Origin of the sequence: Algoriella xinjiangensis, assembly GCF_900115015.1 — a bacterium.
GTDB classification, from domain to species: Bacteria; Bacteroidota; Bacteroidia; order Flavobacteriales; family Weeksellaceae; genus Empedobacter; species Empedobacter xinjiangensis.
On sequence record NZ_FOUZ01000001.1, the window covers coordinates 137893 to 160883 of the forward strand.

Annotated in this window: 13 protein-coding genes and 1 CRISPR repeat array; of the genes, 10 read left to right on the forward strand and 3 right to left on the reverse strand. The window is 31.2% G+C overall.

Annotated elements, in window-relative coordinates; genetic code table 11:
- Positions 1-6 precede the first annotated feature (6 nt).
- The 6 genes from BM072_RS00655 to cas2 all read left to right on the forward strand — a co-directional run bounded on the left by BM072_RS00655 (position 7) and on the right by cas2 (position 9702).
- The gene (locus BM072_RS00655; RefSeq protein WP_092905537.1) at positions 7-414 is read left to right on the forward strand and encodes an RrF2 family transcriptional regulator; all 408 of its coding nucleotides are present in this window, start codon (positions 7-9) and stop codon (positions 412-414) included.
- A 110-nt stretch (positions 415-524) separates the two neighbouring features.
- Positions 525-1832, forward strand: a complete 1308-nt coding sequence (gene tilS / locus BM072_RS00660; RefSeq protein WP_092905538.1) for a tRNA lysidine(34) synthetase TilS — start codon at positions 525-527, stop codon at positions 1830-1832.
- Positions 1826-3895, forward strand: a complete 2070-nt coding sequence (locus tag BM072_RS00665; RefSeq protein ID WP_092905540.1) for a protein-disulfide reductase DsbD family protein — start codon at positions 1826-1828, stop codon at positions 3893-3895. The genes tilS and BM072_RS00665 overlap by 7 nt, the downstream gene beginning before the upstream one ends.
- A 275-nt stretch (positions 3896-4170) precedes the next feature.
- Positions 4171-8472 carry a type II CRISPR RNA-guided endonuclease Cas9 gene (gene cas9 / locus BM072_RS00670; RefSeq protein WP_092905542.1) on the forward strand — a complete coding sequence of 1434 codons (4302 nt, stop codon included), beginning with the start codon at positions 4171-4173 and terminating at the stop codon, positions 8470-8472.
- 4 nt (positions 8473-8476) lie between these two features.
- Positions 8477-9367, forward strand: coding sequence for a type II CRISPR-associated endonuclease Cas1 (gene cas1 / locus BM072_RS00675; RefSeq protein ID WP_092905544.1), 891 nt, complete (start codon positions 8477-8479; stop codon positions 9365-9367).
- Positions 9364-9702 (forward strand): CRISPR-associated endonuclease Cas2, encoded by a 339-nt coding sequence (gene cas2 / locus BM072_RS00680; RefSeq protein WP_092905546.1) that lies wholly within the window; start codon positions 9364-9366, stop codon positions 9700-9702. Before cas1 ends, cas2 begins: the two co-directional genes overlap by 4 nt.
- Positions 9703-9812: 110 nt before the next feature.
- Positions 9813-14248: direct repeats of the CRISPR family, unit length 47 nt; unit sequence GTTGAAAGAACTTCGGTAAAAATACCAAATTGAAAGGAATTCACAAC.
- Positions 14249-14518: 270 nt separating this feature from the next.
- Here cas2 and BM072_RS00685 read toward each other — a convergent pair.
- Together BM072_RS00685 and BM072_RS00690 are read right to left on the reverse strand one after the other, a co-directional pair.
- The gene (locus BM072_RS00685; RefSeq protein WP_092905548.1) at positions 14519-15154 is read right to left on the reverse strand and encodes a LysE family transporter; all 636 of its coding nucleotides are present in this window, start codon (positions 15152-15154) and stop codon (positions 14519-14521) included.
- Between the two features lie 150 nt (positions 15155-15304).
- Entirely contained in the window at positions 15305-17926 is a 2622-nt protein-coding gene (locus BM072_RS00690; protein WP_092905550.1) for a valine--tRNA ligase, read from the reverse strand.
- Between the two features lie 296 nt (positions 17927-18222).
- Here BM072_RS00690 and BM072_RS00695 point away from each other — a divergent pair, with 296 nt between their 5' ends.
- Complete coding sequence (locus BM072_RS00695) at positions 18223-18588, forward strand: DUF1573 domain-containing protein (protein WP_092905552.1); 366 nt, start codon at positions 18223-18225, stop codon at positions 18586-18588.
- Between the two features lie 40 nt (positions 18589-18628).
- Here BM072_RS00695 and BM072_RS00700 read toward each other — a convergent pair whose 3' ends face one another.
- Positions 18629-19285 carry a metal-dependent transcriptional regulator gene (locus BM072_RS00700; protein ID WP_092905554.1) on the reverse strand — a complete coding sequence of 219 codons (657 nt, stop codon included), beginning with the start codon at positions 19283-19285 and terminating at the stop codon, positions 18629-18631.
- 103 nt (positions 19286-19388) lie between these two features.
- Here BM072_RS00700 and BM072_RS00705 point away from each other — a divergent pair, with 103 nt between their 5' ends.
- The 3 genes from BM072_RS00705 (at position 19389) to BM072_RS00715 (ending at position 22981) form a co-directional block, all read left to right on the forward strand.
- Complete coding sequence (locus BM072_RS00705) at positions 19389-21434, forward strand: TonB-dependent receptor plug domain-containing protein (RefSeq protein ID WP_092905556.1); 2046 nt, start codon at positions 19389-19391, stop codon at positions 21432-21434.
- Positions 21434-21901, forward strand: coding sequence for a thioredoxin family protein (locus tag BM072_RS00710; RefSeq protein ID WP_092905557.1), 468 nt, complete (start codon positions 21434-21436; stop codon positions 21899-21901). Before BM072_RS00705 ends, BM072_RS00710 begins: the two co-directional genes overlap by 1 nt.
- A gap of 96 nt (positions 21902-21997) precedes the next feature.
- On the forward strand, positions 21998-22981 hold the full coding sequence (locus BM072_RS00715) for a DUF6268 family outer membrane beta-barrel protein (RefSeq protein ID WP_092905559.1): 984 nt from the start codon (positions 21998-22000) through the stop codon (positions 22979-22981).
- Positions 22982-22991 lie beyond the last annotated feature (10 nt).

Consider the following 22991-nt stretch of genomic DNA (forward strand, 5'->3'; position numbering starts at 1 on the left):
ATAAAATTGTTATCTAAAAAAACGAAATACGGATTAAAAGCAATGGCACATTTGGCCAGGCAAGAAACCAATAAACCTGTTTTGATTGGACAAATTTCTGAGACAGAAGTAATTCCGAAAAAATTTTTGGAAGCTATTTTGTTGGATTTAAAGAAACTTGGTTTTGTAAATTCAAAACAAGGAAAAGGAGGCGGATATTATTTGGCAAAAGAACCAAAAGATATCAGTTTAGCTTCTTTAATTCGTGTTCTCGAAGGTCCTATCGCACTTTTACCTTGCGTGAGTAAAAATTATTACGAAAAATGTGATGATTGTCCTAACGAAGGCGTTTGCTCGCTGAATAGAGTGATGATTGAGTTGCGAGATTCGACATTAGAAATTCTGGAAAATAAATCTTTAGAAAGTTTAAAATAATTGAAGCCTGATTTATTCAGGCTTTTTATTTTTATAGAAAATTGTATAAAACATTCAAAGAATTATATAAAATACTTTGAAAAGTTTAGCGTTAATTGCACAATAATTCAATGAAAAATAAATCACTACAAATTCAATTTAACGGAATACTAGAAAATCATAATTTTGCAACGCATCGTTATTTATTAGCGATAAGTGGTGGAGTTGATAGTATGGTTTTGTTAGATTTATTTCGTCAAACTTCGGCTAATTTTCAGGTTGCGCATTGCAATTTTCAGTTAAGAGCCGAAGATGCAAATGGCGACGAAGAATTTGTTCGAAATTATTGTGGTTTATATAATATTCCATTTCATTCGGTTCGGTTTGATGTGGCGGCATATCAAAAAACCGGAAATTATTCGGTAGAAATGGCTTGTCGTAATTTGCGTTATGATTGGTTTGCAGAAATTCAGAAAATTAATCAGTTAGATTTTTTAGTGACTGCTCATCATTTGGACGATAATCTCGAAACTTTTTTGATTAATCTGTCTCGTGGTACGGGATTGAAAGGTTTGGTTGGTATGCAGATTGATAATGGTCGCATACTTCGTCCTTTGTTAGAATTTACTAAAAATAATCTTTTAGAATATGCTGAAAATAACACTTTGGCTTGGCGAGAAGATTATACAAATGCAACAGACGATTATACCAGAAATAAAATTAGACATCATATTTCGCCCGTTCTAAAAGAAATTCATTCGCAATTTGACGAGAATTTTTTGGCTACTTTAAATCATATCAATGATAATTATTTGATTGTACAACAACGAGTTGATGAAATTACAAGTGGTTTATTTACAGGAACTAATCCAATAAAAATAGAGATTTCTGAATTAAGAAAACTTAATCCGTTAGCAACTTATATTCATTATTTATTTGAAAAATACAATTTTAATTCGCCCAACGAAATTATAAAATTTTTAGATTCGGAAACGGGAAGTGAAATAAAATCAACAACTTATAGATTAATCAAAGATCGCGAATATTTACTTTTAAAAAGTATTGAAGAGATAAATGACAATGAAATCACGATTTTAAACGATTTTATTGAAATCAATTCGTTAAATTTGAAGTTCGTGAAATCGATAAATCCACACGAAAATACCACTGAAATAGTAGACTTTACATCAATTTCGTTTCCGCTTAAACTGCGAAAAGTGAAAGAAGGAGATTACTTTTATCCGATAGGAATGAAAGGTCAAAAAAAATTGATAAGTAAGTTTATGAAAGATTTAAAACTCTCTAAATTAGAAAAAGAGCAAGTTTGGCTTTTATGTGATCAAAATGATGATATAATTTGGGTGGTAAATTATCGTTTGGATGAACGTTTTAAAACAACAAAAACAAGTAAAAACTTTTTAAACATCACACTATGTTAAAAAAACTTTGGATACTTTTTTTGTTTCCAATTTTAGTAAATGCACAACTATTTAGTCCTGCTAAGTGGTCGAGTTCTGTAAAAGAAGTTGGACAAAATGAGTTTGAGATTGAGGTAACAGGAAAAATAGATAAAGGTTGGCACCTTTATTCTGTAAAACATCCTGATGGAGGAATTGGAATTCCGGCGAGTGCAACATTTAAATCTCCTGCAGATGCCAAATTAGTTGGCGGTGTACGCGAGGTTGGAAATCGAATTGATAAATACAGTAAAATCTTTGAACAAGATGAAAAGTATTTTGAAAATCAAGTAAAATTTGTTCAAAAAGTAAAAGTTTCTGGCGATAAACCAGTAAACGTTAGTTATACAATCGAGTTTCAGATGTGTGATGCCGAACGTTGTTTGCCTCCAGATGAAACAAGTGGAACGGTAAAATTAACGCCAAAAGCAGTTGTAGAGGATAAAAAAGAAGAAGCTAAAACGGAAGATAAATTGTTAGCAGATTCTGTTCTTGTTCCTGTTGCAACAGTTGATAGTTCTGTGTCTACAGTAGATTCTACAGCGTCAATTGCATCAACTAATGATACAATCAAAAAAGTTGATGATTCTTTATTGGCAGATAATGAGAAGAAAGATAATGGTTTATTAAAAATATTTTCTTTAGGATTTTTAGGAGGTTTAGCAGCTTTGTTAATGCCTTGTATTTTCCCGATGATTCCGTTGACGGTAAGTATGTTTACCAAACAAAGTAAATCGAAAGGAGAAGGTGTAGGAAAAGCTTTTATTTACGGTTTATCAATTATTGTAATCTACGTTTTATTGGGCTTATTAGCGACTGTATTATTTGGTCCATCTGTTCTAAATGAAATGTCTACAAATCCTTGGGTTAACTTAGCATTTTTTGTCGTTTTTATCATATTCGCAGTGTCATTTTTTGGTGCTTTCGAATTGACTTTACCAAGTAAATGGGTAAATGCAGCCGATAAAGGCGCTGATAAAGGCGGATTAATCGGAATATTTTTCATGGCATTTACATTAGCCTTGGTTTCGTTTTCGTGTACAGGTCCAATTATTGGCTCGTTATTAGTACAGGCTACACAAGGCGGAAATTACTATTCGTTAATGATTGGTATGTTCGGATTCTCATTAGCTTTAGCCATTCCATTTACATTATTTGCAATGTTCCCAGGTTGGTTAAACTCAATGCCAAAATCTGGAGGATGGTTAAATACAATCAAAGTTTCATTAGGATTTATAGAGTTAGCATTTGCATTAAAATTCTTATCAAATGCAGATTTAGTATGGCAAATGAATTGGTTACCAAGAGAAATATTTTTATCATTTTGGATTGCAATTTTCTTCCTTTTAGGATTATATCTTTTAGGTAAATTTAGATTAGAATTAGACGCACCAACACAAACAATTGGTGTTCCACGATTATTCTTTTCACTATTCGCATTTGTATTCGTAGTGTACATGATTCCTGGTTTATGGGGAGCTCCATTAAAATATTTAAGTGGATTAACGCCACCAATGACTTATTCTGAATCGCCTCGTGGTTTTCATGAAGGTGTAGGAAGCGGACAAACTGCTGTAAAATTTGAAGATCCAAATATGGTAGAAGGACCATATGGAATTCCTGCTTTCAAGGATTTTGAATTAGCTGCTGCTTATGCAGAAAAAGTTGGTAAACCAATGTTGTTAGATTTTACAGGACATGCATGTGCAAATTGCCGTAAAGTTGAAGAGCGTGTTTGGAGCGATGAACGTGTAAAGAAAATATTAGCCGAAGATGTTGTTTTGGTTTCTTTATATGTTGACGAAGCAAAAGAATTGCCAGAAGATCAAAAAGTATATTCGAAAGCGTTAGACCGTAAATTAAAAACGGTTGGTAATAAATGGACAGCTTTCGAGATAGAGCATTTTAATGCAAATGCACAACCATATTATATTTTAGTAGACAAAGATTTAAATCGTTTTTCTAAGCCATTAGAAGCCGAACTTGATATCGAAGTTTATCTAAAATGGTTGAATGACGGGCTTGCAAAGTATAAAGCAAAATAAGAAAATATAAATCTGAAGATTAATTTAGATTTTATAAATAAAAAAAAGCAGTACAATTCGTTGTGCTGCTTTTTTTGATTTGAGAACAAAACATATAAAAATAAAAAAAGGCGAGTTGCCCCACCTTGAATGTTTTCACAACGGAATAATCCTTATTGTGAGTTCCTTTCAGTTACAAATGTAAAATAAAAATTTAATCTGGAATTACGGTTTCCCGTATTTCTGTAATTTATTTTATAGCTATATTGTGTTTTGTATAATTAATTGAATCATAGATGAAAAATATATTAGGTTTAGATTTGGGAACCAACTCTATTGGTTGGGCGTTAATAAAACAAAACTTTGATAATAAAGAAGGTGAAATCCTTGGAATGGGAAGTCGAATTATTCCAATGTCGCAAGATATTTTGGGAGAATTCGGGCGAGGAAATTCTATTTCACAAACTGCCGAACGTACAGGTTATAGAGGTGTTCGGCGACTTCGTGAAAGACATTTATTAAGACGAGAACGTTTGCATCGTGTACTTCATTTATTAAATTTTCTTCCTAAACATTATAGTAATCAAATAGATTTTACCAAACGTTTTGGGCAATTTATTTCTGGAACTGAACCTAAGTTAGCTTATGATAAAGCATTTCTTTTTCAGAATTCATTTAATGAGATGTTGGAAGATTTTAAGCAAAATCAACCGCAGTTTTTAATTAATAGAAAAGGTGAAGAAGCTTTAATTCCTCACGATTGGACCATTTATTATTTGAGAAAAAAAGCTTTAATTCAGAAAATTGAGAAAGAAGAATTGGCGTGGATTATTCTCAATTTTAATCAAAAACGTGGTTATTATCAATTGAGAGGAGAAGATTTTGATGAAGAAAAAGATAAGCAATTTATTCAATTGAAAGTTGATAAAGTAATTGATTCTGGAGATAAGATTAAGGATAAAATCTTGTATGATGTATATTTTGAAAACGGATGGAAATATGATAGGCAAATAGTAAAAACTGAGGATTGGATCGGTCGTACTAAAGAATTTATTGTAAGTGAATCATTGCTTAAGACGGGAGATATTAAAAGGACATTTAAAGCTGTTGATTCTGAAAAAGATTGGATAGCAATTAAAACTAAAACGGAACAAGAAATCGACAATTCTCATAAAACTGTTGGAACTTATATTTACGAAAATCTGTTATTAGATCCGAAACAAAAGATAAAGGGAAAGTTAGTTCGAACTATTGAACGTAAGTTTTACAAAGACGAACTTAAACAAATATTAAATAAACAAGCGGAATTTCATTCAGAATTTAAAGATGAAAATTTGTTGATGGATTGTGTGCGTGAATTGTATAAAAACAACGAACAACATCAGCAAATGCTTTATGGGAAAGACTTGGTGCATTTAATAATGGAAGACATTTTGTTTTATCAGCGTCCGTTGAAAAGTCAGAAATCAACCATTAGCAATTGTCCTTTGGAATCTCGAATTTATAAAGATAAAGATGGCAATGAAATTATTCAACCCTTAAAAACCACTTCAAAATCCAATCCATATTATCAGGAATTTAGGTTGTTGCAATGGTTACAAAATTTGGTTATTTATAGAAATGACGATGATGCAAATGTAACGGCGGATTTTATTTCGAGCATTGAAGATAAAGAAGTTTTATTTGATTTTTTGAATAATAGAAAGGAAATTGAGCAAAAACAATTGATAGAATTTTTGTTGAAGCATAAAAATGAAGGTAAAAAACTCGCAAAAGGCGAAACTGAAAAATACCGTTGGAATTATGTACAAGACAAAAAATATCCTTGCAATGAAACCAGAGGTTTAATAAAATCTCGTTTGGATAAAGTTGAAAATGCACCTTCGGATTTCTTAAATTCTGAAAATGAAATGGCTTTGTGGCACATTATCTATTCGGTAAATGATAAAATTGAATACGAAAAAGCTTTACATAAGTTTGCCGAAAAACATCAATTAAATGTAATTGAATTTGTAGATTCGTTTAAGAAATTTCCGCCTTTTAAAAGTGATTACGGGAGTTTTTCTGAAAAAGCAATTAAGAAATTATTGCCTTTGATGCGTTTTGGAAAAGATTGGAATTACGATGCTATTCAAACTACTTCTAAAGATAGAATTGATAAAATTATTACAGGCGAATATGACGAGAAAATTAAAGATCGTGTTCGTGAAAAAGCACAACATTTAGCCACAGAAACAGATTTTCAGAATTTGCCACTTTGGTTGGCTCAATATGTTGTTTACGGTCGTCATTCCGAAGCTTCGGTTGCTGGGAAATGGTCGTCTGTAAAAGATTTAGAAGATTTTTTGCAAGAGTTTAAACAACATTCTTTGCGAAATCCGATTGTAGAACAAGTGATTACGGAAACGTTGCGTGTGGTAAAAGACATTTGGCAACAATACGGAAACGGTGCAAAAGATTTCTTTGATGAAATTCATATCGAACTGGGTCGAGAAATGAAAAATACCGCAGATGATCGCAAAAGTATGACCAATCAAGTGACTGAAAACGAGAATACAAATCTGCGTTTGAAAGCTTTATTGGCAGAAATGGCAACGGATAATTCGGTTGAAAATGTACGTTCATATTCGCCAAGTCAATTGGATATTTTGAAAATTTATGAAGAAGGCGTATTGAACGCTGAAACAGAAATCGATGAAGAAATCTTAAAAATTAGTAAAACGGCACAACCTTCAAGCTCGGATTTGAAACGTTACAAACTTTGGTTAGAGCAGCGTTATCGTTCGCCTTATACTGGTCAAATGATTCCGTTGAATAAATTATTTACACACGAATACGAGATTGAACATATCATTCCACAAAGTCGATATTTTGATGATAGTATGAGTAATAAAGTGATTTGCGAATCGGCTGTAAATAAATTAAAAGACAACCAAATTGGTTTGGCTTTCATTAAAAATCATCACGGAGAAGTTGTTGATTGTGGACACGGTAGAAAAGTAAAAATATTAGAAGTTCCAGATTACGAAGATTTTGTTAAGCAAAATTATAGTAAAAATAGAGGAAAACGTAATAAGTTAATGTTGGAAGAAATTCCAGAAAAAATGATTGAACGTCAATTGAATGACACACGTTACATCAGCAAATATATCAGTCAATTGCTTTCTAATATTGTTCGAGATGATAAAGCAGGAAGCAATGATGATGGTGTAAACTCTAAAAATATATTACCAGGAAACGGAAAAATAACCACTCGTTTAAAACAAGATTGGGGATTGAATGATGTTTGGAATGATTTGGTTTTACCACGTTTTGAACGAATGAATACTTTAACCAATTCTACAGATTTCACAACTTGGAATGAAAATCATCAAAAGTTTTTACCAACCGTTCCGATTGAATTATCGAAAGGTTTTTCTAAAAAACGTATCGACCATCGCCATCATGCTATGGATGCTTTGGTAATTGCTTGTGCAACGAGAGATCATATTAACTTACTAAATAATGAATCTGCAAAATCGGATACAAAAAGATTTGATCTTAATCGTAAACTCCGCAAATACGAAAAAATAGCTTATGATGATACTAAAACTGGCAAAAGAATAGAGCGTGAAGTTCCAAAAGATTTCTTTAAACCTTGGGAAAGTTTCACTGTTGATGCAAAAAATAAGTTAGATGGAATTGTGGTAAGTTTCAAGCAAAATACGCGTGTCATTAACAAAGCAACCAATTATTACGAGAGTTACAAAGAAGAAAACGGAAATTTAAGAATTGGAAAAGATGGAAAACCTGTAAAAGGATTAATTTCTCAACAAGGAACAAATTGGGCGATTAGAAAACCGTTGCACAAAGAAACCGTTTCGGGTAAAGTACATCTAGATAGAATTAAAGTTGCAAAAGGGAAAATATTAACCGCAACACGTAAATCTTTAGACAGTTCATTTACTGAAAAATCGATTGAATCTATTACTGATACTGGAATTCAAAAAATATTATTGAATTATTTAAAAGCAAAAGAGAATAAGCCAGAAATAGCTTTTTCGCCTGAAGGAATTGAAGAATTGAATCAAAATATTAGTCAATATAATGATGGGAAAAATCATCAACCTATTTTAAAAGTCAGAGTTTTCGAACAAGGAAGTAAGTTTGCTTTGGGAGAAACGGGTAATAAAACAGATAAATTTGTTGAAGCAGCGAAAGGAACCAATCTTTTCTTCGGGGTTTATGCAGACAAAGACGGAAAACGCAGTTATGAAACCATTCCATTAAACGTAGTGGTTGAAAGACAAAAACAAGGATTAACATCTGTTCCAGAAACGAATGAAAAAGGACATAATTTATTGTTTACATTATCTCCAAACGATTTGGTTTGTATTCCGAATGAAAATGATGATATAAATAATAAACAGGTTTATAAAGTTGTGAGTTTTTCAACCTATCAATTGTTTTTTATTCGTCAAGATATTTCCGTTTCAATAGTTAACAAAGTTGAATTTTCTGCATTAAATAAAATGGAAAGGTCTATTGAAGGAATTATGATTAAAGATATTTGTATCAAACTAAAAGTAGACCGTTTAGGAAATATTTCAAAAATGTAACATTATGCTAAAACGTACCATTTACATCGGCAATCCCAGTTATTTGAAACTAAAAGACAATCAGCTAAAAATTGAAGATGCAGAAACTAAAGCTCTCAAAGGATCCATTCCCGTTGAAGACTTGGGTTTTTTAGTATTAGATCATTATCAAATAACGATTAGTCATCAATTAATTGTGTTTTTACAGCAACATAATGTAGCGGTTATTAGTTGTGACGAATCGCATTTACCACATGGATTAATGTTGCCGATGGCTGGTCACGTAGAGCATTCCGAACGTTTAAAGCATCAAATAAATTTATCCGAACCTTTGCGAAAACAATTGTGGAAACAAACGGTTGAGGCTAAAATTTATCAGCAAAAAGCTTTACTTTCAAAATTTGGGCATGTTTCAGAACCTATGCAAACTTATTTAACCAATGTGAAATCTGGTGATACGACTAATATGGAAGGAATTGCAGCACAACATTATTGGAAACAATTGTTTGATAATTTTACAAGAGAGCGAGATGGCGATGCACCCAATAATTACCTCAATTTTGGGTATGCAATTCTTAGAAGTATGGTTGCGCGAGCGCTTGTAAGCTCAGGTCTTAATCCTACAATTGGTATTTTTCATCGCAATAAATATAATGCGTATTGTTTAGCAGATGATATTATGGAGCCTTATCGACCTTATGTGGACGAATTGGTGATAGAGTGGATGAACAAACCGTTTCGACCAACAGAAATGAGCCGAGAAGCAAAAACACATTTGCTAAATATTGCGACAAAAGATGTAAAAATGGATGGTTTAACACGACCATTATTGGTTGCATTAAGTTCGACAACCAGCTCTTTGTATAAGTGTATGACAGGAGAACATCGCGTAATTCGGTATCCAGAATTGGTATGAGTTTTTCGCGATACAATGCATATCGAATTATGTGGGTATTAGTATTATTTGATTTACCAACCGAAACAAAAAAACAAAGGAGCCAAGCTTCTCGTTTTCGAAAAGATTTAATAGATGATGGATTTACAATGTTTCAGTTTTCCATTTATTTACGTCATTGTCCAAGTAAAGAAAATGCAGAAGTACATATTCGACGTGCTAAAAATTTTTTGCCCGAATTTGGAAAAGTAGGAATTATTTGCATTACCGATAAACAATTTGGTCAAATGGAAATATTTTTTTCTAAAAAACAAACCGATTTACCTGCTGGTCCACAACAATTAGAACTTTTTTAATAGAAATGAAAAAAATCCTATGTTTTTATAATTACATAGGATTTTTTATTGTTTTTTTAATTCTATTCAACCTCTGTAATCCACTCCTAGAGCGGAGAAATTAAATTGAGGTTGAAAGAACTTCGGTAAAAATACCAAATTGAAAGGAATTCACAACGGTAAATTTAGATATATTTTTTATAATATCGTTGAAAGAACTTCGGTAAAAATACCAAATTGAAAGGAATTCACAACGCCCAAACGCCGTTTTTAAATATTGTTCTTGTTGAAAGAACTTCGGTAAAAATACCAAATTGAAAGGAATTCACAACAGTATTCATTAAAAGCATACGGATTATGAAGTTGAAAGAACTTCGGTAAAAATACCAAATTGAAAGGAATTCACAACATTCCTACATTACCACTCCATCCGCTACCTGTTGAAAGAACTTCGGTAAAAATACCAAATTGAAAGGAATTCACAACACCAACTTTTTTTACTTCGTGTTGGTTGTAGTTGAAAGAACTTCGGTAAAAATACCAAATTGAAAGGAATTCACAACTGATTGATCTAGCAAAAGTGGACGAAATCTGTTGAAAGAACTTCGGTAAAAATACCAAATTGAAAGGAATTCACAACCGAAATAGCGTGTGAAAAAGAAGTTTGGAAGTTGAAAGAACTTCGGTAAAAATACCAAATTGAAAGGAATTCACAACCAGAAGCATACGCTGGAGGAAATCCAAAAAGTTGAAAGAACTTCGGTAAAAATACCAAATTGAAAGGAATTCACAACATGAAACTGCAGCTAAAACAATGCGAGAAGGTTGAAAGAACTTCGGTAAAAATACCAAATTGAAAGGAATTCACAACCAGAAGCATACGCTGGAGGAAATCCAAAAAGTTGAAAGAACTTCGGTAAAAATACCAAATTGAAAGGAATTCACAACAAAGGCTCATCAACCTTATTCATACGCAAGGTTGAAAGAACTTCGGTAAAAATACCAAATTGAAAGGAATTCACAACCGATTGTTGTAACTTCTAAATCACTTGTTGGTTGAAAGAACTTCGGTAAAAATACCAAATTGAAAGGAATTCACAACGCACATTGGTTTAGCTTTGGCGTCGGAGTTGTTGAAAGAACTTCGGTAAAAATACCAAATTGAAAGGAATTCACAACTTAGATCAAGACGTTTATTCTGCTTCTGTTGTTGAAAGAACTTCGGTAAAAATACCAAATTGAAAGGAATTCACAACGCATTAGGGTTAGAAGGTGCTAAAATAACAGTTGAAAGAACTTCGGTAAAAATACCAAATTGAAAGGAATTCACAACGCAATACCAGCCGTTATACTTCCTTGACCTGTTGAAAGAACTTCGGTAAAAATACCAAATTGAAAGGAATTCACAACAATGGACAACTCCTCAAGAAAATCAAATACGTTGAAAGAACTTCGGTAAAAATACCAAATTGAAAGGAATTCACAACTAAGGGTTTTATGTTATTTAAATGGAAAAGGTTGAAAGAACTTCGGTAAAAATACCAAATTGAAAGGAATTCACAACGAAATATTATCGTCATTACTTCCATAGTGCGTTGAAAGAACTTCGGTAAAAATACCAAATTGAAAGGAATTCACAACATTAAATCGTTATAAAAATCAACAATTGGTGTTGAAAGAACTTCGGTAAAAATACCAAATTGAAAGGAATTCACAACAGGATATGGAGTGCCGAGAAATTAGAATTAGTTGAAAGAACTTCGGTAAAAATACCAAATTGAAAGGAATTCACAACTATATGATATTCCTAAAGAATTATTTGATAGTTGAAAGAACTTCGGTAAAAATACCAAATTGAAAGGAATTCACAACAACCAAGCGAATCATTTGAAAATGAAGCAAGTTGAAAGAACTTCGGTAAAAATACCAAATTGAAAGGAATTCACAACAACACGTTAACTGCTCTTCCTTAGACAATAGTTGAAAGAACTTCGGTAAAAATACCAAATTGAAAGGAATTCACAACATAAATTACTCACTAAATTACCAACCATACGTTGAAAGAACTTCGGTAAAAATACCAAATTGAAAGGAATTCACAACACCAATTGAAACAGATAAGGAAACCATTGAGTTGAAAGAACTTCGGTAAAAATACCAAATTGAAAGGAATTCACAACAATTTAATCTAATTTAAATTTATAATTTAAGTTGAAAGAACTTCGGTAAAAATACCAAATTGAAAGGAATTCACAACTAGAATTAAAATACATTAAACGTCTTGAAGGTTGAAAGAACTTCGGTAAAAATACCAAATTGAAAGGAATTCACAACGTAATGGATAAAATTATACAAACCGCTTATGTTGAAAGAACTTCGGTAAAAATACCAAATTGAAAGGAATTCACAACTCGTAAATATATTGTGTTAAGTATGCTTGAGTTGAAAGAACTTCGGTAAAAATACCAAATTGAAAGGAATTCACAACTGTATATAGCCTCCGACCAGCTTAATTGCAGTTGAAAGAACTTCGGTAAAAATACCAAATTGAAAGGAATTCACAACAACTGCAAAACGTTTAAGTTGTGACATAAAGTTGAAAGAACTTCGGTAAAAATACCAAATTGAAAGGAATTCACAACAAACACAAGTACCTACAGGTATTACTTTTCGTTGAAAGAACTTCGGTAAAAATACCAAATTGAAAGGAATTCACAACACGGGGTTATGGATAATAACGTTGAAGATGGTTGAAAGAACTTCGGTAAAAATACCAAATTGAAAGGAATTCACAACAATGTTATAGTACAATTATTTTTTTCTCCTGTTGAAAGAACTTCGGTAAAAATACCAAATTGAAAGGAATTCACAACCAGCCAGATGGAGCTATATTCCAAGCGTGGGTTGAAAGAACTTCGGTAAAAATACCAAATTGAAAGGAATTCACAACTACTTATAATTAATATCCGTAGCTAATTGTGTTGAAAGAACTTCGGTAAAAATACCAAATTGAAAGGAATTCACAACACTGCGATTTGATCTGCTGTATCATCTTTTGTTGAAAGAACTTCGGTAAAAATACCAAATTGAAAGGAATTCACAACTGGGAGCAACCCGAAAATGAATGTGCGAATGTTGAAAGAACTTCGGTAAAAATACCAAATTGAAAGGAATTCACAACTATTTGCTTTTTCGTAAGTGTCTTTTTTAGGTTGAAAGAACTTCGGTAAAAATACCAAATTGAAAGGAATTCACAACTATTTTTAAGCTGGTCCATTAAGTAATTATGTTGAAAGAACTTCGGTAAAAATACCAAATTGAAAGGAATTCACAACTAAAGATGCTTCTATAATTATGCTTTGGAAGTTGAAAGAACTTCGGTAAAAATACCAAATTGAAAGGAATTCACAACGAGGAATAACAATTGTAGGAATACCACCTAGTTGAAAGAACTTCGGTAAAAATACCAAATTGAAAGGAATTCACAACCAGGATTGCTAGTAAAAGCTATCTCGTCAAGTTGAAAGAACTTCGGTAAAAATACCAAATTGAAAGGAATTCACAACTAAGATTAACGTAACTGCTGTGTCACCTATGTTGAAAGAACTTCGGTAAAAATACCAAATTGAAAGGAATTCACAACCGGAGGTTTTGAAAGATGTAGAGTGATTGAGTTGAAAGAACTTCGGTAAAAATACCAAATTGAAAGGAATTCACAACGGCTCTGAGAACGCTTATTTTAGATATCGTGTTGAAAGAACTTCGGTAAAAATACCAAATTGAAAGGAATTCACAACTCAACTTGTCGAGAATATAAAATAGATTCAGTTGAAAGAACTTCGGTAAAAATACCAAATTGAAAGGAATTCACAACAATAAATCGTGTTCTTTGTCAGCATATAGTGTTGAAAGAACTTCGGTAAAAATACCAAATTGAAAGGAATTCACAACACCCGAATACTGCTTATAAGCTTGCATTAAGTTGAAAGAACTTCGGTAAAAATACCAAATTGAAAGGAATTCACAACTAGTGTTGTTTTCTTTAATTAACCTATCAAGTTGAAAGAACTTCGGTAAAAATACCAAATTGAAAGGAATTCACAACAACCAATAATCATGTTCTTTTTTTGAAGCTGTTGAAAGAACTTCGGTAAAAATACCAAATTGAAAGGAATTCACAACTGCGTGATGTATCTGATTACTATAAGCCTAGTTGAAAGAACTTCGGTAAAAATACCAAATTGAAAGGAATTCACAACCACATTGAAAGGTGAAAGAAAAATCATTCAGTTGAAAGAACTTCGGTAAAAATACCAAATTGAAAGGAATTCACAACCCATTTACATAGTTAAATGAATATATTATTGTTGAAAGAACTTCGGTAAAAATACCAAATTGAAAGGAATTCACAACTATTTACCCATTGGATTAGAGGCTCTATAGGTTGAAAGAACTTCGGTAAAAATACCAAATTGAAAGGAATTCACAACACTATTCAGCAAAAAGATTATTACAAGTCTGTTGAAAGAACTTCGGTAAAAATACCAAATTGAAAGGAATTCACAACTGTAAATAGCTTCTCCAGTTAAAGGAGTTGGTTGAAAGAACTTCGGTAAAATTGTACCAAACCAAGTTCTTTCAAATCCAATTGCATTTGACTTTAATCAATTTGACAATGATGATGTTGCTATTCAAAATTTGAAGATTTGAAATTTGTAATTAAAATTAAGAAAATAGTATATACTGACGAATCTATTTTTAGAGTAAATAATATTTTTAAAATTTAGTCTAAAAAAATTAGTACAAAAAGAACCCTCAATTAAGTAAATTGAGGGTTTTATTTTACCAACTGATAAATCGTCAAAAGTGAAACAACACTTGTAACTCCGCCAATAACATAATTAATATTTTTTAAAATAAATGAATTGTCTTTAGATTTATTGTTAAAAAAACGTAAGTACAAATAAAACATAATAAGCGAGCCAATAACAACGCCTAAAGTGAAAATAGAGCTGTTAGGATTTCCGAATACAATAACGTTATAAGAAACCAATGTTGCGCTTAAAAATACATAAAACGGAATCGGAAAAATATTAATCGCGGCTAAAAATAAACCATAAATAAATTTATTTTTCTTTTTTACTTCGTTGTTTTCAAGTTTTTTTTCTTGCTTTTTACGGTCAATTTTTTCTGCAAAAAAGAGAAAATAAATCGTTAAAACTATAAATACAAAAAGTCCGATTTCTCTAAATAATAAGGTTACTTTTTCATTAAAATTGATAAATTCAGCAAAAAAAATAGCCAAATAAACCTGAATTGCAATTACAACACTTACACCGCTTATAAAAGTATAGGCACTTTTATATCCTTCATTCTTACCAATTTTTACCACAGTCATATTCAATAAACCTGGTAAAGAAGTACCAAGTAAAGCTGTAAAAATTCCGATAAGTAAAAGCTCTATATATTGCATTTTGATTGTTAAAACGTGTCTAATAAAAGGATTCAAATTTAGGAATAAACTTTCGGACGACTCATTTATTAAAGATGACTTTTGTTCATAAAACAAAAAACCACTTCAAAATTGAAGTGGTTTTTCTATCTAAAATTTGATTAAATCCTATTATAAAGCTGCTAATTGCTCTTCGATTTGAGAAATCATTTCTAAAGCATCTGCTTCTTTTTTACGCTCGTTTGCGATAACTTGTTCTGGCGCACCAGCAACAAATTTTTCGTTAGATAATTTTTTACGAACCGAATTTAAGAAACCTTTATTGTATTCTAATTCTTTTTGCAATTTCTCGCGCTCTGCCTCTACATCAATGTTATCAGACATCGGAATCATAAACTCTAACGTACCAACACGAAAAGCAAAACCTTTTTCGGGTTTATCTCCTGTATTGAAATTAGAAACGTTTCCTAATTTTGTAAATACATCTACAAAAATTTCGTTACCCGCATTTGTATCAGCAAAAACTTCTAATGCTTCTTTTGGCGACATTCCTTTTTCTGAACGTAAACCACGAATTGCAGTAGTTGCTTCTTTTGTATTTTCGAAATGTTGAATTAATACTTCATCAAAGGCTTTTACTTCTGGATAATCCGAAATAATAATTGCTTCTGCATCTGTACGATCAGCAATTAAATGCCAAATTTCTTCTGTTAAGAATGGCATAAATGGATGAAGAACTTTTAATACATTTTCTAAATATCCAATTGTTGCATCAAATGTTTGACGATCTATTGGCTCTCCAAAAGTAGGTTTAATCGCTTCTAAATACCATGCACAGAAATCGTCCCAAACCAATTTGTAAATTGCCATTAACGAATCTGATAAACGATATTTCTCGTAATTTGCTTCGATATCAGCTAATTGTGCATTAAATTTATGTTCAAACCATTCAACTGCTTTTGTTTGTGCAGTAGAAGGTTGTAAGTTTTCGTCAATTTCCCAACCTTTGATTAATCGGAAAGCATTCCAAATTTTATTAGCGAAATTACGTCCTTGTAAACATAAATCTACATCAAAAGGCAAATCGTTACCAGCGGGCGCCGTTAACAACATACCCATACGCGTTGCATCAGCACCGTATTCGTTCATTAATTCAATTGGATCTGGCGAATTCCCTAAAGATTTAGACATTTTACGTCCTTGTTTATCACGAACAATTCCTGTAAAATATACATTCTCGAAAGGTAATTCGTTTCTATATTCGTATCCAGCAACAATCATACGAGCAACCCAGAAGAAAATAATATCTGGACCAGTTACTAAATCTTGAGTTGGATAATAATAATTGATTTCTTCGTTTTCTGGCTCATTAATACCATTAAAAACTGATATTGGCCATAACCAAGATGAAAACCATGTATCTAATGCATCTTCGTCTTGACGTAAATCTGTGATAGTTAATGCCGCATTTCCAGTTTTTTCTTGTGCTAATGGTAACGCTTCTTCTTTGTTCATAGCAACAACAAAATCTTCGTTTCCATCACCGTAGAAAAATGCAGGAATTTGGTGTCCCCACCATAATTGACGAGAAATGTTCCAATCTGTTACATTTTCCATCCAATTACGATACGTGTTTTTAAATTTCGCAGGATGAAATTTAATCGTATCATTCATTACATTATCTAAAGCAGGTTTAGCTAAATCTGTCATTTTTAAGAACCATTGATTTGAGATTTTAGGCTCAATCACAGCTCCAGTTCTTTCAGAAGTTCCTACTTTATTGTTATAGTTTTCTACTTTCTCAAGTAAACCTTTTTCTTCTAATTCTTTCTCGATTTCTTTACGCGCTTTGAAACGATCTAATCCAGCATAGTTTAAACCTTGCTCATTAAGTTTCGCATCATCCGTAAAAATATCAATGAAATCTAAATTATGTTTCTTACCTAATTCGTAATCGTTAACATCGTGCGCAGGCGTAACTTTTAAACAACCTGTACCAAATTCGATATCAACATATTCGTCTTCGATAATATTAATTTTACGACCAACAATAGGCACAATAACTTGTTTACCTTTTAACCATTCGTAACGCTCATCGTTTGGATTGATACAAACCGCAGAATCTCCAAAAATAGTTTCAGGACGAGTTGTCGCAACTACAATATATTTATCAGTTCCTTCTACTTGGTAACGTAAATGATATAATTTTCCGTTTTTATCTACGTGAATTACTTCTTCGTCAGAAATATTAGTTTTTGCTTCTGGATCCCAATTTACCATACGATATCCGCGGTAAATTAACCCTTTGTTGTAAAGATCGATAAAAACGCGTTGTACAGATTCTGATAAATCTGCATCCATCGTAAATTTTGTACGATCCCAATCACAAGAAGCACCTAATTTTTTTAATTGATCTAAAATAATTCCACCATGTTTGTGTGTCCACTCCCATGCATGACCTAAGAATTCTTCGCGACCAATATCAAATTTAGAAACACCTTCTTCTTTTAATTTCGCAACAACTTTTGCTTCAGTAGCAATTGAAGCATGGTCTGTACCAGGAACCCAACATGCATTGTAACCACGCATACGAGCACGACGAATTAAAACGTCTTGAATCGTATTATTTAACATGTGTCCCATGTGTAAAACACCTGTGACATTAGGTGGAGGAATTACAATTGTATATGCTTTGCGTTCGTCTGGTGTTGATTTAAAATACTGATTGTCCATCCAGTATTTGTACCATTTGTCTTCAACCTCTTGAGGCGTATATTTAGATGCGATTTCCATTCTCTATTTCTTAAAAATAAATTTGTGCAAATTTAAACAATCTGCACAACTAAACCTTATTTATTGGTACAGATTTCCCAAATTAAGTCAATATTATAAAATTAATGTGAATGATTTCTGAACTAAAAAATAAATTGTGAATTATTATAATTAGAATTAATTTTTAATGGAATGAATATTGCTTTTATCCTAAAAATTATATCTTTAAATAAAATTAGAGAATTATAATTTTTTAAAAAATTAACGTCAAAACAGTAAAATGTTTTGTAGATTTGAATTAGTAATTATTTATTGTTATGAAAAAAATAATGTTTGTAGGTGCTTTTGTAATGGGATTAACAAGTCTTTTTGCTCAAGAACTTAAATTAGAAAAAGAAGAAATTGCTTTCGGAAATTTAAAGTTAAATACAGAAGTAACTTCTAAAATGAAAGTAACAAATACAGGAGATAAGCCATTAATCTTAAAAAGTGTGGTTGGTTCTTGTGGTTGTACTGTACCAGAATATCCAACAACGCCAATAGAAGCTGGTAAATCTGCAGATATTGTAATTAAATATTCTACTGGTGGAGTAAAAGGAGATTTTAACAAATCTGTTACAATTACATCAAATGATCCTGTAGCGTCAAGAAAAATTTTCAGAATCAAAGGTTCTGCTGAATAATTTCAGAAAATATAAAGGGAGTTTTAATAAACTCCCTTTTTTATTTTACCAATAATTTTGAACTTACAACTTTACTAAACGTTTCGCGTTTTTTATCTTTTAAAAACTCGACAATCATCGTTCCGTCATATTCTTCTATTGTTATAATTTTTATTCGATCATGTAATCGAATATTTTTCGAATTTAAATACTTCAAAAATTCTTCTGAAGAAGATGTAACTGCAGAAATTTCTACCTCATCACCAACAGAATAATCAGCTAATTTTTTGTAATTAATTGCCTCAAAATTACCGTCTTTATCTGGAATTGGCGAACCATGCGGATCCATTTTTGGATAATTTAAAAGCTCGTCCATTTTATCAAAAAACAACGGACTTTGTATATGTTCTATCTGCTCTGCAACTTCATGAACTTGTTCCCAACCAAAACCCATTTTTTCTACCAAAAACATTTCTGTTAAACGATGTTTACGAACAATTAATGATGCTTTAAAAATTCCTCTTTCTGTTAATCGAAGTGGTTTATAAGTTTCATAAATCACCAATTCTTTTTCGCACAATTTTTTCATCATACTATTAACAGTCGGCATTTTAATCTCCAAATGTTTGCTCAAATCTTTTACATTAACCTCTCCTACACCATTTCCTGAAAGATGAAATAGAGCCTTCAAATAATTTTCTTCGACTAATGAATTCATTTAACAAATATAACTCAAAGTTTAATTTACTTCTCTAAAAACATTATTAAAATATTTTTGTTAGCTTTGTCTAACTTTTTAATTCTATTAAAATAACTTAATAATGAAAACATATATTTCCATACTACTAGCTACAATTTATACAACTTGTTATGCACAAGAAAATGAAAACGATAGCATAATAACAAAACAAACAATTGACAATCTTGATGAAGTTGTTTTAACAGGAACTATGAAGCCTGTATCACGAAAAGATTCGCCAATACCGATTGAAGTTTATTCATCAAAATACTTTAAAACCAATCCAAATCCATCATTATTTGAGTCAATTGGAATGATTAACGGTATACAACCTCAACTAAATTGCAATGTTTGCAACACTGGCGACATACATATTAACGGAATGGAAGGTCCGTATACAATGATTTTGATTGACGGAATGCCAATTGTTTCTGCTCTGTCTACCGTTTATGGTTTAAATGGAATTCCGAATAGTTTAGTCGACAGAATAGAAGTTGTAAAAGGTCCGGCATCTTCACTTTACGGTACAGAAGCGATGGGCGGAATTATAAATATCATTACAAAAGATCCTCAAAAGGCAAATAAATTTAGTGCTGATATTTACACCACAACTTGGTTAGAAAACAATATCGATTTAGCTTACAAAGCCAAGATTTCTGACAAAATAAGCAGTTTACTTGGTGTAAATTATTTTTTATTTGACAATAAACAAGATAAAAACAAGGATAATTTTACAGATGTAACTTTACAAGATCGTATTTCTATTTTTAATAAATGGAACTTTAAACGTCCCGAAAATAAAACCGCAAGTTTAGCCGCTCGCTATGTATACGAAGATCGTTGGGGTGGCGAAATGCAATACGATAAACGCATTCATCGTGGAAGTAATGAGGTTTATGGCGAAAGTGTTTTAACAAATCGTGCCGAAATTATTGCGATGTATCAATTGCCTACAAAAGAGGATATTTACACGCAGTTTTCATATAATTATCATCAACAAAATTCATTTTATGGTGCTACATCCTATCAAGCAAAACAAAATGTTATTTTTGGCCAAATTTATTGGGATAAAGAATTTAAAAATCATAGTTTTTTAGCTGGTGCAGCTATGCGTTATACGTATTATGATGACAATACGCCTGGAACTTTAAACAATGATGGAATTACAAATCAACCCATGAAATCTCCTTTACCTGGATTTTTTCTACAAGATGAAATTACGCTTAATTCAAAAAATAAATTATTAATTGGTTATCGATTAGATTATGATAAGCACCACAAAGACATACATTCTCCGCGATTTGCTTATAAATATTCGCCAACAAAAAATCATACATTTAGAACGAGTTTTGGAACAGGTTTTCGTGTGGTTAATCTATTTACAGAAGATCACGCAGCTTTAAGTGGCTCAAGAAAAATAGTGATTAAAACAGACCTAAATCCTGAAAAATCATATAATGGAAATTTGAATTACGTTTACAACGACACCTTTAGTTTTGGGCATCTTAATGTAGATGCTACAGCATTTTACTCGCATTTTACAAATAAAATTGTAGGTGATTTTGAAACCGATCAAAGTGCAATTATTTATGATAATTTAGATGGGTATGCAATTTCGAAGGGTATTTCTGTAAATACCGACCTTACATTTCGATTTCCTTTAAAAATAAACTTAGGAATTTCGTACATGAAAGTTTATCGAAAAGAAAAGAATGAAGAAAATGAATACGAAAAAATTCAACAAATTCATGCACCAGAATGGTCAGGAAATTATACCATTTCTTATTCATTTCCTAAAAAATGGAGTGTAGATTTAACAGGAAATTGGTACGGAAAAATGCGTTTGCCTATTTTACCAAATGATTATCGATCAGAATTCTCGCCCTTTTATATGCTTACAAATTTACAAATCACAAAGACTTTCAATAAATTTGAAATCTATGGTGGTGTAAAAAATATTTTCAATTTTGTTCCTAAAAATCCTTTGATGCGACCTTTTGATCCATTTAATAATCATGTAAATGATCCTACAAATAATCCAAATGGTTATACTTTTGACACAGCTTACAATTACGCGCCATTACAAGGAATTAGAAGTTTTATTGGTTTACGATATACAATTATGTAATGAAAAATATCCAATTAATAATTAGCTTTTTGATTTATAACCTTTGTTTTGGACAACTGGATTTAAATCAATTTAATCTTCAGTTTCAATCTAATCCAAAACCAATTTTACTTTATTTTTATACAGATTGGTGTACCTATTGTAAAATTCAAGAAAAAGAAATTGAGCAAAATAAAACTATTAAAACTCAATTAGAAAATGATGTTTATTTTCTTAAAATAAATGGAGAAAGTTTAGATGATATTAATTTTTTAGGAAAAATATATATTGCAAAATCTACTCAGCAAAAAAAGAACAATCATTCGTTTACCTTACATTTTACTGAAGAAAATGAGCAAATAAATTATCCTTTTTGGGTTATAATCAACGAGAAACAAGAAGTTATTGGTAAATATTTTGGATTAATTAAAAATAATCAACTTGATGAAATTCTTGATAAGTTAACGTCAATAGACAGAATCAATTAATAAAAAATTGAATTAAAAATATTTTATTGGCCAATTAATACGAAACAAAAGTATTAGATTTATCTTTTTTATAATCGATACAATTATTTATTAGCCATGAAATATTCATTTTTAATTTTAAGCCTATTTGCAATTACTGTAACTAATGGCCAAACAAACGACACAATTCTTTCTCAAATCAAGGAAAATTCTATGGCATTTATTGCCGATAAATTTGATTTTGCAAAGCCGTTGAATGTTAGTTTTACTCAACTTACACCTTATAATTTTACTTTAAAATCAAAAAATGGAGATTTAGCTAATGGAGAAATTAATAATTTTTCTCAAGCCAAAGCAAGTATTAACACCGTATTTCTTAAAAAGAAAAAATGGTTATTAGGCGCTTCTGTTGGTTATGAAATGACTAATATTTCTACTGATGTAAAAGACACGAAAAACAATCCTATTAACTCGCTTGATAATACTTTTCATTATCATTATTCATCTGTAAATTTTACGTATTTCTCAAAATTATTCAACAAAAGAATGATTTACACTTCAAGTGTAATTGTTGATGGAAGTGAACAACATTTTGAACGCGTAAAAGGTCTAATTACAGGAACTTTAATTTTAAAATCTGATGAAAAAACCAAAATGTTAATTGGTTTAGTTGCGGTTATCGATCCTTCTTCACAAGTTCCTATTCTTCCAACTTTTACTTACGAAAGAAAACTGAATAATGGCTGGACTTTAGACGTATTGATGCCTCAAAGAGTTATGATTAAAAAAGATATTGCAAAATCTGGCAGACTTTCTTTTGGATCAGAATTAGCAAAAACCTCATTCTATATTTATGATATTAATGCTTCTTCGGATAAATTTGAATTTAGACAAACCGAACTTAATAATGGTTTAATTTACGAACATCTTTTAGGAAAATCATTTGTTTTTACAGCTAAAACTGGCTATAAATACATTATGAATTCGAGAATCTTTAACAAAGACGAATCATTTAAAAATTACAGTTATGAGCTAGATTCTGACCCAACATTTTATATTAATGCAGGAATTTCTTTCAATCCATTTTTTAAGAAAAAATAATCAATTATAA